General features: G+C 41.9%; 13 protein-coding genes. 9 read left to right on the forward strand and 4 right to left on the reverse strand.

Going from position 1 to position 16102, the window contains the following annotated elements; all coding sequences use genetic code 11:
• The first annotated feature begins 176 nt into the window (after nucleotides 1-176).
• Together E4N65_RS10710 and E4N65_RS10715 are read left to right on the forward strand one after the other, a co-directional pair.
• On the forward strand, nucleotides 177-1616 hold the full coding sequence (locus tag E4N65_RS10710) for a potassium/proton antiporter (protein WP_253673221.1): 1440 nt from the start codon (nucleotides 177-179) through the stop codon (nucleotides 1614-1616).
• A 140-nt stretch (nucleotides 1617-1756) separates the two neighbouring features.
• Nucleotides 1757-2014 (forward strand): SemiSWEET family transporter, encoded by a 258-nt coding sequence (locus E4N65_RS10715; RefSeq protein WP_044014726.1) that lies wholly within the window; start codon nucleotides 1757-1759, stop codon nucleotides 2012-2014.
• A 143-nt stretch (nucleotides 2015-2157) separates the two neighbouring features.
• Here the strand turns inward: E4N65_RS10715 and E4N65_RS10720 are convergent, their stop codons facing one another.
• Complete coding sequence (locus tag E4N65_RS10720; RefSeq protein WP_044014723.1) at nucleotides 2158-4068, reverse strand: bifunctional metallophosphatase/5'-nucleotidase; 1911 nt, start codon at nucleotides 4066-4068, stop codon at nucleotides 2158-2160.
• 89 nt (nucleotides 4069-4157) lie between these two features.
• Complete coding sequence (locus E4N65_RS10725; RefSeq protein WP_253673222.1) at nucleotides 4158-5294, reverse strand: YibE/F family protein; 1137 nt, start codon at nucleotides 5292-5294, stop codon at nucleotides 4158-4160.
• Between the two features lie 144 nt (nucleotides 5295-5438).
• Here E4N65_RS10725 and E4N65_RS10730 point away from each other — a divergent pair, with 144 nt between their 5' ends.
• Nucleotides 5439-7535: a methyl-accepting chemotaxis protein gene (locus E4N65_RS10730; protein ID WP_253673223.1), complete on the forward strand. Its 2097-nt coding sequence runs from the start codon at nucleotides 5439-5441 to the stop codon at nucleotides 7533-7535.
• A gap of 425 nt (nucleotides 7536-7960) precedes the next feature.
• On the opposite strand, the gene E4N65_RS10735 is transcribed toward E4N65_RS10730, so the two are convergent.
• On the reverse strand, nucleotides 7961-8401 hold the full coding sequence (locus tag E4N65_RS10735; protein WP_253673224.1) for a GNAT family N-acetyltransferase: 441 nt from the start codon (nucleotides 8399-8401) through the stop codon (nucleotides 7961-7963).
• A 53-nt stretch (nucleotides 8402-8454) separates the two neighbouring features.
• Nucleotides 8455-9933: a C69 family dipeptidase gene (locus E4N65_RS10740; RefSeq protein WP_253673225.1), complete on the reverse strand. Its 1479-nt coding sequence runs from the start codon at nucleotides 9931-9933 to the stop codon at nucleotides 8455-8457.
• Nucleotides 9934-10226: 293 nt separating this feature from the next.
• On the opposite strand from E4N65_RS10740, the gene E4N65_RS10745 reads away from it, so the two are divergent.
• From E4N65_RS10745 to E4N65_RS10770, 6 genes are all read left to right on the forward strand, one after another.
• Nucleotides 10227-12326: a methyl-accepting chemotaxis protein gene (locus tag E4N65_RS10745; protein WP_253673227.1), complete on the forward strand. Its 2100-nt coding sequence runs from the start codon at nucleotides 10227-10229 to the stop codon at nucleotides 12324-12326.
• 139 nt (nucleotides 12327-12465) lie between these two features.
• Nucleotides 12466-13971, forward strand: a complete 1506-nt coding sequence (locus E4N65_RS10750; RefSeq protein ID WP_253673229.1) for a type I restriction-modification system subunit M — start codon at nucleotides 12466-12468, stop codon at nucleotides 13969-13971.
• The gene (locus E4N65_RS10755; protein WP_052185496.1) at nucleotides 13961-14557 is read left to right on the forward strand and encodes a restriction endonuclease subunit S; all 597 of its coding nucleotides are present in this window, start codon (nucleotides 13961-13963) and stop codon (nucleotides 14555-14557) included. Before E4N65_RS10750 ends, E4N65_RS10755 begins: the two co-directional genes overlap by 11 nt.
• A gap of 74 nt (nucleotides 14558-14631) precedes the next feature.
• Entirely contained in the window at nucleotides 14632-15225 is a 594-nt protein-coding gene (locus E4N65_RS10760; protein ID WP_044017123.1) for a restriction endonuclease subunit S, read from the forward strand.
• A gap of 109 nt (nucleotides 15226-15334) precedes the next feature.
• Nucleotides 15335-15643 (forward strand): type II toxin-antitoxin system RelB/DinJ family antitoxin, encoded by a 309-nt coding sequence (locus E4N65_RS10765; RefSeq protein WP_044017120.1) that lies wholly within the window; start codon nucleotides 15335-15337, stop codon nucleotides 15641-15643.
• A 4-nt stretch (nucleotides 15644-15647) separates the two neighbouring features.
• Nucleotides 15648-16061: a PIN domain-containing protein gene (locus tag E4N65_RS10770; protein WP_044014698.1), complete on the forward strand. Its 414-nt coding sequence runs from the start codon at nucleotides 15648-15650 to the stop codon at nucleotides 16059-16061.
• Nucleotides 16062-16102: the final 41 nt, after the last annotated feature.

Consider the following 16102-nt stretch of genomic DNA (forward strand, 5'->3'; position numbering starts at 1 on the left):
ACAAAAGCCGATACATAACAATCCATATCGATATAATTTTTGCATAGAACGATTATAGCACTAAATCCACAAATCGCAAAGAGATTTTTTTAGGCGGCACCAGTGGTCTGCGTCGGGGTTGTTGATTTTACTGTCAAAATCGGTACAATCGGCATAGCTACAACTTTGAGGTTTCTATGATTCTGTTTATCTCCTTTCTTATCATTTTGGCGATGCTTTCAACCAAAATCAGCGATAAATTCGGGCTGCCGCTCCTTATCGGCTTTATTCTTATCGGTGTGCTGGTTGGAAGCGATGTTTTAAATTTATTCTATTTTGATAATGCCCTTTTAACCAAAAAAATTGCGGATATTCTGTTGATCTTTATTATTTTTGACGGCGGATTCTGCGTTTCTAAAGATACGTTTCACAAAGTTGCCGGACCATCGATGACCCTTGCAATACTCGGCGTTGCGCTTACTTCGGTAACACTCGGGTTCTTAATTCACTTTGTCCTAAAATTCGATTTAGCATACTCGATGTTGATTTCTTCTATTATTTCTTCCACCGATGCGGCCGGTGTCTTTATGATTACCAAATCAAACCCGATAAAGGATAAACTTGCGACAACGCTCAATGTTGAATCCGCAGCAAACGACCCGATGGCGATTTTGCTGACCCTCACCTTTGTACATATTGCAACCGGAGCATTTGATACCCCTGCCTTAACTGTTGCTCGGCTTATTTGGCAGTTTGTCGGCGGCATCATTATCGGTTACTTTGCCTTTCAAATTTCGGTATGGTTGTTCAACCGGCTGCAGTCGGATAATAGAGGGAATTATAACGTACTGATGCTGGGCTGCGTACTGCTTGGATACGGCGCAGCGGAGCTTTGTCAAGCGAACGGAATTATCGCAGTATTTTTTATGGGCTACTGGATCGGTAATACCGCTTTTCCTGCAAAGCGCAGCGTCGGAAGTTTTCTCGAAAGCGTTTCTACTATTTTTAATATCACGCTCTTTATTATGCTCGGGCTTTTATCGTTTCCCCACCGATTCGTCCATATCTGGAAAGAAGCGCTCATCATTGTCGGCATTATGATGTTTGTCGCTCGCCCGCTTGCCGTATTGATCTCTACGTTTCCATTTCAATATACACGGAAGGAAAAATTCTTTTTAATGTGGGGCGGTATTAAAGGTGCGGTTCCCATTGTTCTTGCAACCTACCCGCTTGCGAACGGGTTGGACGAGAACGGTTTTATCTTTGATACGATCTTCTTTGCTGTTTTTCTTTCTTGTATTATTCAAGGAACCACGCTTGCACCGCTTGCACGGCTCTTAAAGTTTACCGACCCAAAGAAACCGGAGTCGCTGTATTCGGTCGAACTGTACTCGCTTAAAGCAAGCGACGTTGATATCTTTGATATTTATATAGAAGATCATTCCGGCAGTATCGGTCAAAAAATCAGCAACCTCCATCTTGATAAGGATACGCTCATCAGCTCAATCGTACGCGGGGGAAAAATCATCTTTCCTAAGGGCGATACCGTTATTCAAAAAAGCGATATTCTCTATGTGCTCGCTCATTCTGCAAAAATAAAGGAAATTACCGACAAGCTCAACGAACCGCGCGAGTAAGCTGCGGATACTCGACAATATGTCCGGCGCCGTTATCCGATATGCCGGAATATTGCTCAACACCGATAAAACGGATATAGTAAACCCATCAATGTATACTTGCAAAGTATTAACTATAAATTGATACATAAGGAGCTGCAATGAGCGAAAACAAATTAAAGATTATCGGGTGGATAGGCACAGCATTATCGGTTACCATGTACATATCTTATATCCCTCAGATTATGAATAACTTAAGCGGAAATAAAACCGTCTTTCTTCAGCCCTTAGCGGCAGCCGTCAATTGCACAATATGGGTTTTATACGCATTGCTGAAAGATAAAAGAGATTACCCGCTTGCAGCAGCAAACGCTCCCGGGATTATTTTCGGGTTGATAGCGACAATTACCGCTTTTTAGCCACCACGCGGGTTTTTAACTAAACCGCTGAAAATTGTATAAGGCATCTCTAAAAATCTCATCAGTTTTTTAGAGATGCCTTGCGAGTTTCTAATAAGTCTATAAATATACAGAACTTATTAGAAACACCACAAATTAATTTTTTACTTCTTGAGGTCGTTAATATTGATGGATTTAACGTTCGGAGTTCTTCCGTCCGCAGAAGTCGGAATCATGATAGTACCCGCTCTAATCTCATCAAAAATCTTATCCCGTTCGGCAACATTCGGATTAAAACCGATAATCTTCCAGTTGTAATTAACCTTGGGAGTAATAACGCCCTTATCGACTTTCTTTACATACGCACCGATCAAATCTCGAATACGCCCGGCATCCTGCATTACTTCATACGAATCGTAATACACATCTTGAGGTGTTGCAAGTTTTAAGTTTTGCAGCGTACCGAAGCGGTAGTTATTGACGGCAACCTTATACACCTTTTTAGGATCAAGTGCCTGCCCTTTTATCTTGGCGTTTGTAATTCTATTCCCAGCCTCTTTTGAAATATCGATGTCGTAATCGACACCTTCAAACATATCATAGTTATAACCGCGCACATTGGGATTAAACGAAATCGTTACATCGCCTTTCTTTGCAGTGTTGTAATATGAAGCCGACCACTCCATGTATTTTAACAGGTTCTCACCGGTCATATTAACACCCATCAACGTATTGGAATATTTATAGATAAAGGCCACATCCTTTTTCTTGAAATCCCCTTTCTTTAAATTCATATCAAAGCGGAAAGCGGCAGCGGCAGCAACATCAGCCTTCGTGTAATAAAGCTGCACATTGTTGATTAAATCAATGAGTGCGGTATCTTCAAGCTGAATAGTAGGCATGGTCGTAACTTTGTCTTTTCCGGTAATGTAATCAACACGCGGGATAAAATCTGCCGTAACCTTTCCGACAATGAGGTTTGCATCTGCAACGGATTTATCATGTACAAAGTTAAACTCTTTTTCCATCGCTTTATCGGCAGCAATTTTGGCAGTTTCGCGGTTTTCTGCTTTTACGGAAACAACCTTCCATGCGCCGTTGTCTTTTTTAACCTGTACTTCTCCAACCGCTAAAGCCCAGCCGTAACACCCCGGTTCAATGATCCATGTTTTATCACCGTTCTGACCGTCTACAATGCTTGCATAACGGGCGTGTTCATGTCCGCCGAAGATTAAATCGAATTCCGGAATTTGCTTTGCCATTTCGATAACGCCGCTGTTGGTACCGTATTCACCGTTACGCCCAAGATGGAACGCACCGATTAGAACGTCATATTGCCCCTTTAAGGAATCGACGGTTTTACGTGCAACAGCTATCGGATCTTCAAATTCCAACCCTTTAAAGTGAGACGGTGCGGCAGCTTCCCACATCGGGATATGAGGCGGCACCATACCGATAACGGCAACGCGGACACCTTCAATATTAAACAGCTGATAGGGCAGTACAAAGTTGCTGCCGTCCTTTGTGTTTTTGATATTGGCACTTACAACCGAACCGTTAAAGTGGCGGATATTACGGGCAAGGAATTCTTTTTCAAAATTGAACTCATGGTTACCCAATACCCAAATATCATAATTCATGTAGTTGAGGGCTTGAATCATCGGATGGGTATCGAGGTCGTTAAACAGATCCGCACTGTTGTCCTGTACTGTGTCGCCGACATCGATCAAAACGGTGTTGGGATTTTGTGCCCGCAATTCCTTTGCAAGTACGTAAGTTTTTACAAAACCGGCTCCCGCGGTCTCTTCACAGACTGCGTAGTCATAGGCATAGAGCCGTCCATGTACGTCGCCGGTTACACCGAAGGTAAGGGTAACGGCATCCGCGCCCGGCTGTCCCTTTTGGATAATCTTGTGGGTAAGCTTTACCTCATCAGATTGTTTTCCGCGCGCCTTTGCTGTACGTGCAGAGGCCTGTTCCGTGCTTCGTGCTGCAGAATTTGTTTCAACGCAAGCGGTCAGCGAAAAAACAAAAATCAATGCAGCTACAAAATGCAGCATTCTTTTCTTGATCATGTGCATACTCCTTTTACATTATTTTTGACACCGCTCAAAATCTTAGGTGAGTTTATCGCGATATCTTTTATAGTACGGATCTTATCCGCCTATTTTCGTACTTTCCCGGCAGCAGGTATTTTTAGTACAACAAGAGCAACCAGCGCCGTGCATGGAACAGCCCCAATAATGCCGATACTTCCGGAAATACCGTGCATAATTTCTATGACGATGCGCGGTATATTGATAAACTGCTTAAAGCTCATGCCGTAGCCCCAAATCATCATCACAAGCGGCAGCGACGCCCCAGCAAAGGCTAAAATAAGCGTGTTACTCATCGTGCCGGTAATATCTTTGCCTACGGTCAATCCCGACTTAAACAACTCTTTTTTGCTGAGGCGCGGATTGACCGCTAAAATCTCCTGCATAGAAGAAGCGATAGACATACTGACATCCATCACGGCACCGAGCGAGGCAATCAAAATTGAGGTAAACAGCAGTCCGTCCAGCTTGAGGTTATAATCAGGGGCCAAGTTGAGCAGCTGTTCGCCTCCTTCCATATTGACACCGGAAAGCTGCGCCGAATAAGAAACGATTGCCGAGATAATTCCGGCAATGGTAATACCGGACACGGTACCTGCGATTGCGGTATATGTTTTGCGCGTAAAGCCGCTTATCAAAATAAAGCTGACGATGGTCATAATGGAAACAAGCCCGATAGAAATCGGCACGGGCGGGAAGCCGGCAAACAGAGCGGGAATAAGGACGGTAACAATAAGTACACAGGTAAACACAAGTCCAAGCGCAGACTTTAAGCCCTGTCCCCTACCGAGAATAATCAGCGCGGCAAAGAACAACCCCAGCAGCACAAAAACATGGGTGTCGCGCTTGAGGTTATAAAGCCATACCGCAGTTTGCCCTCCGCTCTCCCGCAGCGTGAACACCGCTTTTAAGCCCTTATACGCAAAATTACTGTGTAAGCTGCTGAGCGTATTATACACCTCAAATTCGGTATTTTTATATTTCCCTTCCAGAATTTTAACACGAAGTTTCTGCGTACCGCGATATCTTCCTTGTACAACAGGATCGAGAGAAAGGTCTTCTTCCAGCACCTCCTCGATAATACCCTCAGCAAATTCTTGGGTAAACGGAGATTCGGGCTTGAGTTTATTTGAAATTTTCGGCATACCGAGACAGAGAAGCACCGTAATGATCAGCACTGCTCCTGCGAATACTTTTTCTTGCATACTCTATTGTAAAATTATACCGTGAGATTCCCCCGCCCGTCAACAATTTTTTTCATGTCAATACTTTTTCCCCTATTTTCAAAATATACAAAATATGGTATACATACCACTCAGCTCAAAATTGTTTAAAATAGGATACATAGCATGGCAAAAAAACGTTTTTCAATCAGCAACAAATTGATTATCATTTTCGGACTTTTAATTGCAGCGGCCTCCGTAACGGAAGGAGCTCTGGCAATCAGCTTTGCACGGAAAGCCGTTATCGAAAAATTGGAAGTACAACTTATCGATAAGGCTTTGGATGAAGCGGAAATTATCGACGCAAAAATAACTGCTTTTTTTCAATTTCTAGAAGGATTATCTCACATACCGATACTGTATGATCCGAATGCTTCATATCAAGAAAAAATAGAACAGCTGCAAAAAAATGCCATAAGCAACAATACAATACAGGAACTTAATATCAGTGATACCGCCGGTATCTGTTATGCAGAAAGCGGTACGGTAAATGTAAACGACAGAGAATGGTTTAAAACCTCAATGAGAGGGGAACGTTTTGTTTCCGACTTACTGATTTCAAAAACAACTCAAAAGTTGATCAGCACATTCTCGATTCCGCTTTACGATGAGAATCAACGCATCACGGGTGTTTTATCAGCCGATATTTCCGGCCTATGGTTCAGAGATAATATCAAAGACATTACCATCGGCAAAAGCGGCAATTGCTACATCATAGGACCTACGGGAGCAACCATTGCCGATCAGGATATTAATGCGGTAACAAGTATGCTCAACCCAAGCCAAGAAGGACAGAGCAATATTGAATTGGATTCTTGCGGAAAATTTGAAAGAAACGCGATAGCTTCTTCACAACCCGGCATCGGCTATTATGAGTACGAGGGAGTTCCCAAAATTGCGGCTTATACAAAATTGAAGTCAGCTGCATGGACAACTATCGTGTGTGCGCCTGTAGACGAATTTATGGAAACCGTCAACACACTCCGGCTCAGTCTGATTTTAATCGGATTCGTTATTTTTATAGGAGCCGTTATTATCGTCTATTTAGCAGCTCGGAGTATGATAAAACCGGTTAAGCGGACAGTTTCGGCTTTAAAAAATATCGCACAGGGCGAAGGTGATTTAACCGTAAGCCTTCCGGTAACCGGAAATGATGAAATTACGGACTTATCGGAATATTTTAACGAGACGATTGCAAAAATAAGAAACGCAATCAAATCGATAGGTGTGAACTGCAATCAAATGGAAGAAATCGGAAATGAGTTGTCTACCAATATGACCGAAACGGCAAGCGCAGTACATCAAATCAGTGCGAATATCGATGGGGTAAAACATCAAGCAATGACTCAAGCGGCAAGCGTTACCGAAACAGCGGCAACCGTTGAGGAAATTGTCCGAACCATTAAGCAGTTGAATACAGGCATCGAAATGCAAGCGGCAAGTGTTGCACAGTCATCGTCATCTATAGAAGAAATGGTCGCAAATATCGCTTCGATCGGACAAACACTCACTAAAACCGATAGCGCTATTAAAGAGCTTACAACCGCAACCGCTAACGGCAAAGCTACGATCGTTACATCAAATACCGTAACGCAGAAAATTGCAGAAGAATCCGGTTCTTTACTGGAAGCGTCAAGCGTCATCCAGCACATTGCATCGCAGACAAACTTATTGGCAATGAATGCTGCAATAGAAGCTGCACATGCAGGAGAAGCCGGTAAGGGCTTTGCCGTTGTAGCTGATGAGATAAGAAAGCTTGCCGAAGAATCTTCGGTACAAGGGAAAACGATCACCACAACCTTAAAAATGCTTTCAGCGGAAATAGAAACCCTTTCAGCATCATCCAAAACGGTAGAAGGAAATTTCAATAGTATTTTTACTCTTGCAGAACAGGTTAAAGAGATGAGCGCCCGCCTAACCGAATCGATGAAAGAACAGGAGCACGGCAGCAAAGAAGTATTGACAGCTATTAAGAACATCAACACGGTAACAATGGAAGTACAGGCCGGTTCCGAGGAAATGCTTAAAGGCGGCGAAGGAGTTGCTCAGGAAATGCGGAAACTGGATAATCTTACCCGCATCATAACTGACAGTATGAATGAGATGGCGGCAGGTGCGGTGCAGATTAACAATGCCGTGCAGGAAGTAAACGCGATTACGCAAAAGAACAAGCAGAGTATTGAGAATCTGGCAACCGAGGTCTCTAAATTCAAAGTCATGTAGGGGGTATTTTTCTTTTTTTCCGATAAAAAGAAAAATACCCCCTACAACCCCTAAAAAGAAAAATGACGGGTAAAGAGGGAGCCCCCTCTTTACAATCTCCCCTTATATGCCTCGCCTTTGTTCTTGAGCTTAGCTCTGATACAAAAGCTTGGCCGTTGGGGTTGCCACGATAACCTATTTCAGAACGTCCACGGATGGACGGGGTGCCAATTAGAAACGAATTTAGGCGCAAGACTAAATTCGCAGGCAACGAATGTATAGGATGTGCATTCGTTGCCGTGTCTCCGCTTTATTTTTATTCAGCGCCTTGTATCTACTCGCTTTATTTGTGTCTAAGATATTTCGCAAAAGGGTTGAAAAAACAGGTTTTTCGATAAAAAGGAAATACCCTTATACCGCTAAAAAACTGTCCCAAAGATATCAAGCTAGGTGTCTATTCTTTTTAATTCTGTCAGTGCTTTATTGCGATAAACTAAATCGTTCCTAGCGGAAAAACCTTCGTTTTCCCAAAAGGCATTACCATCTTTATTTTTAGTGAATATAACTAACGCGGTTTTGTGAATACCAATATGTTTTAAAGCATTCAGCACCGTGGTGATCAATTGGGAAGCAACCCTTTGTCTCCGCCATTTCGGATGTACAGCAGTATGGTATATGTAACCTCGCCTTCCGTCATTTCCTGCCAATATTGCGCCGATAATATCTTTTTCATTTTCCGCAACAAAACATGTTTCCGGATTGCGCTTCAAGAAACGAGCAATACCTTCTTTTGAGTCATCTAAATCGTTCAAGCCCATTCCCGCACACGACATCCATAAAGCATATACCGCTTCATAGTCGGATACAAGCATAGTACGTATATTCATTGGTTGCTTCCAATTTCCGGCAGTTTAGCGGCTAAACTGCTGGAAGACATTCTTTATTTTTCTTTTGCTACAGACGGTTCAAAGGCTTTTTTAGGAGTTCTGCCTTCGTTCTTTGCTGCAAAACCTACCAGTTCCGGGTATATTTTCTGTGCTTTAGCAAACACATCGGCTGCTTGGTCGTTTCCTAATTTGGTTGCATATTTTGCTGCGGCGGATTCACCTTTTTTGGTATAGAGCCGTGCAATTTCAGCATCTTTGTCTTTCTGCTCTTTAATCAGCTTTTGCTCATAGGCTTTCCAATAGCTGCGGACATTCTTTCCATACATATCCCTGTTTAATGCTGAAAAGACATTGATAGTCCGCATCAGCCAGTAAAACGAATCGGGTGTATACATTTCGTTGTCTACTTTATACGCAGAGTAGGTGTCCGTAATGTTGCCATAGAATGGCAGATATACTGAATGTTCCGCATTTGCCATTGCCATCCACATTACACCGCCGATAGCTTTCGGTAATGTGTTTTTCATCTGAATGATATGGCACTCCATAGAAGTCGGTGTACCGATTGCCCGAACTCCTGCGTTTTCCGGTAAATTTGCATTTTTATCGGTATCTTCATAGCGGTAGCGCTGCAATTCCATTACATCTTCAAGCGCGATTTTCTTGTCAGCCTTTCTCCACAAAGAGAATAGCTTTGTGTCATACGCAACCTTAGCGGACGGTGAGAGTTTGTTTTGTCCTCCCCAAAGCCGCACACGGTTGTAGTCGTTCATTTCTTCTCCATAAGTAAGCCCCGCATGGAATTTACCGTCAACTTCTTTATAAAAACCTTTCGCCTTAGGCAAATTGATTAAATCTTTTGATGCAATAACATCTTTACTTGCCGTATCAATGTAGCCGAGCAAGAAGCAATTAGGTACTACCGCATACATATCGTCCGGAACTTTAACCGCCGCATACTGATGGCCGGTATAAATTTCCATGTACCAGGTTTCTTTATCGTCTGCAATAAAAAGGATATTGCCTTCAGCTGAACCGTAGGTATCTACAATCTTTGCAATCCGTTCAACGCCTTCCCGTGCGGTGGTAACATACGGCAGCACAACGGTTGTCATAGATGCTTCAGACAGTCCGTTTTCAACAAGCGGGTCAGCTGCTTCCGCTGCTTTTCCCGGAGATGCTGAAACGGTTGCGCTCATAGCAACGCCGTGCTCGTTAAAACCGACTTCGTCGTAGATGCCTTCGGATTGTTCGGCATCGCAGATAGCGGTATACCGATAACTCTCTTTCGGTAATTCGATTTTAAAGCCGATTGAGTCGGCAAACTGTACCGGCTTTCTGTTTTTCTTATGCGGATATACCTTAAAGGTTTTGTTATGGGCACCGCTTAAATCTTCAGTCCGTGCAATGATACGAAAGCCGTCGGCTGTTGCATCCTTTCCTGCAACGAAGCCGGTACAGCCGAAAGCATTAGACATTCCTGTCCATACGCTAGCTGCGGCAACCAATAAAAACAGACACATTTTTTTCATAATGTACTCCCTAATAGAAATAATCCGGTAAACCCTACCGGATAAAATCACGCTTGCCTTAAAAGAGGCAATAAATATAAAAAGGATTATATCATGCGATTCGGCACTTGTCAAAATTATTTTTTTGGGGTTGTAGATAATATCCTCAGAACCGGTCGATACTTCTTTAGATTTAATTTAACATTAAAACCAAAAAAATTAGCCATTATAAACATTGTAAACCTTGCAAAAGGAATAATATATGTTATGATAAAAGGTATCGCTATGCATTATATTTTCTTAGGGGTTGTACAATGAAAAAACGTTTTTCGCTTCGTTACAAACTTATCGTTATTTTCGGTCTTTTAATTTTACTTGCAGGTTCTATCGAAGGCGCTCTTGCGGTATATACGTCACGAAAAGCGGTAATCGAAAAAGTTGAGACCCATTTAATCGATAAAGCACTCAATACGGCGGAAATTATTGACGGACGAATAACAGCTATGTTTCAGTTTTTGGAAGGTATTACCCGCATGCCGATTATTCAAGATAATTCCAGATCATTTCAGGAAAAAATGAGCATTCTTGCTAAAGAAACCCAGTTCAATACCGTACTGAAAGAATTATATATAGCCGATCCCTCAGGAAAGCAGCATAATATCGACGGTACGACGGAAGATTACGCAACCGACCCTTGGTTTGCCGTAGCCGTTACCGGAAAAAGATTTATCGGCGTTCCCGATCGTGACGAAACACGCGGTAATGCGCTGTTTATCGCTTTCTCCATACCTGTCTACGATAGGAACAAAAACTTGATCGGTGTACTGGGAGCCGATGTTGACGGTCATTGGATAACTGAACAGATTAAAGACATTGTTGTAGGCGAAACGGGATATTGCTATGTCATCAATTCTGATGGAACGGTTATCGGGCATAAAGATGCTTCTCTTGTCGATAATTTTGATAATGCACAACAGCGAGCACAAACAGATGCACAGTTTAATTCTCGTGCAACCTTTGAAAAACAAGCTCTGCAAAACAGCAAGGCTTTAATCGGCAGTTATACATACGACAATATTTCGAATATTGCAGCTCATGCTCTGATAAAGACAACGGGCTGGACTGTTATTATCAAAGCTCCGTATCACGAATTTATGGGAACCGTCGATACCTTACGCAGCACCATGATACTGATAGGGTTTGTCATTTTACTCACGGTAATTGTTATTGTATATATTATCTCCCGTGCAATGGTAAAACCGATTCAAAAAGCCGTTTCTGCATTGCAGGATATTGCACAAGGCGAAGGAGATTTAACGGTACGGCTGCCTGTACACGGTAATGACGAAATTACCGATATGGCAGAATACTTCAATGAAACAATCAAAAAAATCGGTATGTCGATACATACCGTCGGTACAAACAGTAACAACATGGAAGAAATCGGGAATGAACTTGCATCCAATATGACTGAAACGGCAAGCGCTATAAATGAAATCAGTGCAAATATCGATGGCGTAAAACAACAAGCTTTAACGCAAGCGGCAAGCGTTACCGAAACAGCCGCTACTGTTGAAGAAATCGTACGCACAATTAAGCAGCTGAATACCAGTATTGAAACGCAAGCGGCAAGTGTCGCCCAATCTTCATCTTCCGTAGAAGAGATGGTTGCAAATATCGCCTCTATCGGACAGACCCTTGCAAAAACCGATGATGTAATCAAAAATTTGACCGGTGCAACAGGAGACGGCAAAGCAACACTTGTAACCTCAAATACCGTAACACAAAAGATTGCCGAAGAATCCGGTTCGCTGCTGGAAGCGTCGAGCGTTATTCAGCATATTGCCTCGCAGACAAACCTTTTAGCGATGAATGCCGCCATCGAAGCAGCCCATGCAGGAGAGGCGGGAAAAGGTTTTGCGGTTGTTGCAGATGAAATTCGCAAGCTCGCAGAAGAATCTTCAATACAAGGAAAAACCATCACAACAACGCTGAAAGCATTATCCGGTGAAATTGAAACCCTTTCCGCTTCATCCAAGACGGTAGAAGAGAAATTTAATACTATTTTCACCCTTGCGGAGCAGGTGAAGGAAATGAGTACCATCCTTACGGAATCGATGAGGGAACAGGAAAACGGCAGTAAAGAAGTATTAACGGCTATTAAGAATATCAATATGGTAACAATGGAAGTACAAGCCGGTTCGGAAGAAATGCTGAAAGGCGGTGAAGGTGTCGCAGAGGAGATGCAAAAATTGGACAGTCTAACCCGCGTTATCACCGACAGTATGAATGAGATGGCAGCTGGCGCGGTGCAGATTAGCAATGCAGTACAGGACGTCAACGAAATTACGCAGAAGAATAAGCGGAGTATTGAAAAGCTGGCAGAGGAGGTCGCTAAGTTTAAGGTACAATAGGTAAAACATAAACGTACAACTACGCCCGGGCTGGTACGGTCATTGCCCGCTTTGAACCGACCTCCTCCATGGCTGATGTCGCAGCATGTGTAGAAAAGTGTGTGGTAGGTAAATTAACTCAAAAAAAGGAGCCGTCACTATGCCGGTAAAAAACAATGCGAATATCGGATTTGAAAAACAGATTTGGGATGCTGCATGCGTCTTGTGGGGACATATTCCTGCTGCCGAATACCGGAAAGTAATTATTGGACTGATTTTTTTACGGTACATTTCATCTGCATTTGAAAAACGCTATGCTGAGCTAGTGAGCGACGGTGACGGTTTTGAGAACGATCGCGATGCTTACGAAGAGAAAAATATTTTCTTTGTACCCGAAAAAGCTCGCTGGAATATCATCGCGACGGCAGCGCATACTCCGGAAATCGGCATTGTAATTGATACCGCAATGCGGGAAATAGAAGCAGAAAATAAAAACCTTAAAAATGTGCTGCCTCAAAATTATGCAAGTCATGATTTGGATAAGCGTGTCCTTGGTGATGTTGTTGACCTTTTTACCAACATGGATATGGATGGTACGGAGGAAAGCAAAGACTTGCTCGGCAGAACGTATGAATACTGCATTGCGCAGTTTGCTGCCTACGAGGGTAAAAAGGGCGGAGAGTTTTATACTCCGGCAAGTATTGTCAAAACTATTGTAGAAATACTCAAGCCGTTTTCCAACTGCCGCATCTATGATCCATGCTGCGGATCGGGCGGTATGTTCGTACAATCGGTTCGATTTATCAATGAACATGCGGGGAACCGCTACGGTATTTCAGTGTACGGACAAGAAAGCAATGCCGATACCTGGAAAATGGCAAAAATGAATATGGCAATCCGCGGTATCGAAGTTGATTTCGGCTCTCATCAAGCCGATACCTTTTTTAACGACTTACATCCAACCTTAAAAGCCGATTATATTATGGCAAATCCGCCCTTCAATCTCTCAAACTGGGGACAGGATAAGCTTAAAGATGATGTCCGCTGGAAATATGGGCTTCCTCCTGCCGGCAATGCGAACTATGCGTGGATACAGCACATGATACACCATCTTTCTGCTAACGGTAAAATCGGACTTGTACTTGCCAATGGTGCTCTTTCGACACAAACAAGCGGAGAAGGTCAAATCAGAAAAAATATTATTGAAGCAGACTTAATAGAAGGAATCGTTGCGCTGCCTACACAGCTTTTTTACAGCGTTACTATTCCTGTTACCCTCTGGTTCATTTCAAAAAACAAAAAGCAGAAAGGAAAAACCGTATTTATCGATGCCCGCAAAATGGGACACATGGTAGATAAAAACCATCGGGATTTTAGCGATGAGGATATTAAAAAACTCGGCGATACTTTTGAAGCATTTCAAAACGGAACCTTAGAACCGGTAAAAGGCTTCTGTGCAATCGCCGATACGGAGGAGATTGCCCGGCAAGATTTTATCTTAACGCCGGGACGCTATGTCGGTATTGAAGAACAAGAAGATGACGGTGAACCTTTCGATGATAAAATGAAGCGCTTGACTACCGAATTAACGGGACTCTTCGCAAAATCGCACGAATTAGAAGCCGAAATACGTAAAAACCTTGGAGCAATCGGCTATGAGATGTGAGTGGAAAATTTATACATTGAATCAAACCTGTACCAATATATATAGTGGTGGAACTCCTTCAACAAAACAATCATTATTCTGGAATGGGGATGTAAATTGGCTATCGTCCAGTGAAACATCAAAACATTTCATTTATGATACAAAGAAAAAAATCACCTCAGAGGGTGTAAAGTTTTCTGCGACTAAAAAAGCACAGCAAGGTAGTATCATTGTCGCTTCTGCCGGACAAGGCTATACTAGGGGACAAGTAAGTTATTTAATGATAGATACATATGTAAGTCAATCTGTGTTAGTTCTTGTTCCTAAACAAAATATCATTCTGCCGCTCTATTTATATTATAATCTAACTAATCGTTATCAGGAGCTTAGGCAATTATCAGATGGAACAAGTACAAGAGGAGGCCTTTCTGGTTGGATTATGAAAAGAATGGAAATACGGCTTCCTTCTATTACCATACAACAAAAAATTGTTGATATTTTATATGATATTGATAAAAAAATCGAGCTCAATCGACAGATAAATACTAATTTACTGCTGTTATTTTTGATGCTTTTTGTTTTGCTGCGGATATTTTTAAGCAGATAAATACTAATTTAGAGCAGCAGGCTCAGGCAATTTTTAAGTCATGGTTTATTGATTTTGAGCCATTCGGCGGTACAATGCCAGATGATTGGGAAAAGGCGTGTTTACTGGATATTGCAGATTATGTGAATGGCCTAGCAATGCAAAAATATCGCCCTCTCAATAATGAACAAGGAATTCCTGTTATGAAAATCAAAGAACTTCGTCAAGGTTTTTGCGATAATAGCAGTGAATTATGTTCAAATAATGTAAATCCTGCTTATTTAATACATAATGGCGATGTTATTTTTTCTTGGTCAGGAAGTTTACTAATCGATTTCTGGTGTGGAGGTTTGTGCGGATTGAACCAACATCTTTTTAAAGTAAGCTCGAACAAATATGTCAAATGGTTTTATTATTGTTGGACAAAATTTCATTTACATCACTTTATTACGGAAGCTGCAGATAAAGCAACCACACTAGGACATATCAAACGAGAAAATTTAGCAAAAGCAGAGGTTGTTATTCCTACAAAACAAGTATATTTGACAGTGGGAAACTTGCTTAGTCACGTATATGATTTTATTATCACAACCCGTATTGAAAATACAGCGCTTTCTGCCCTCCGCGACACTCTTCTCCCCAAATTGATGTCTGGAGAAATAGACGTTTCAAAAATAGAGCTTGATTGATATATTTTCAAACAATTTGAAAGATTTTTACAGCTATAAGAATTTGTTATTACATTATACTTGCAAAAATGACTTTTTATATGATAATATCGGTTTCAGGAGATTCCTTATGGCAAGTACCTTAGTTCAAATCCGAGTAGATGAAAAGCTGAAAAACGATGCTGCTGCCGTCTATGAAGGTCTTGGCTTAGATTTATCAACAGCAGTGCGTATTTTTTTTAAGCGGAGCGTTGCAGAAAATGGCATTCCATTTAGCATGAAGTTAGGAAATTCGGATCAAAAGGCTTTGAAAAGGCGAATTCCACAAGATGTGATGTCTGCAATGCAGAAAATGACCGAAAGTGCTACCGTAAACGGCATTGCCGATATGAGTCTTGACGAAATTAATGCTGAAATCAATGCCGTTCGCAAGGGATAATAATATGCCTCTATATGCTGTTGTTGATACAAATGTGCTTGTTTCAGCATTTCTAAAGGAAAATTCTGTTCCTCGCTCTGTCGTCAATAACATGTATGCAGGTAATATTATTCCGATTTATAATGAAGAAATTATTGCTGAATATTCTACCGTACTGCACCGTCCAAAATTTTGTTTTCCGGCAAAATCAGTTGATATTGCAGTACATGCGATACAAGAGATAGGGATAAAATTTAACGGCATATCAGTCAATGAACCAATGCCCGATCCGAAAGACATTGTTTTCTATGCCGTTACGTTACATGCTCGGCAACAGTTTAATGCTTATTTAATTACCGGCAATATAAAACATTTTCCTGAAGTTCCCTTCGTCATAACACCGCATCAAGCCTTGGATATATTAGCCGATAAATTCTGATTTAGCGGTCTCTATTCTCTATTTTACCGATACCGTAAGTA

This window comes from Treponema sp. OMZ 855, assembly GCF_024181145.1.
Taxonomy (GTDB): Bacteria; Spirochaetota; Spirochaetia; order Treponematales; family Treponemataceae; genus Treponema.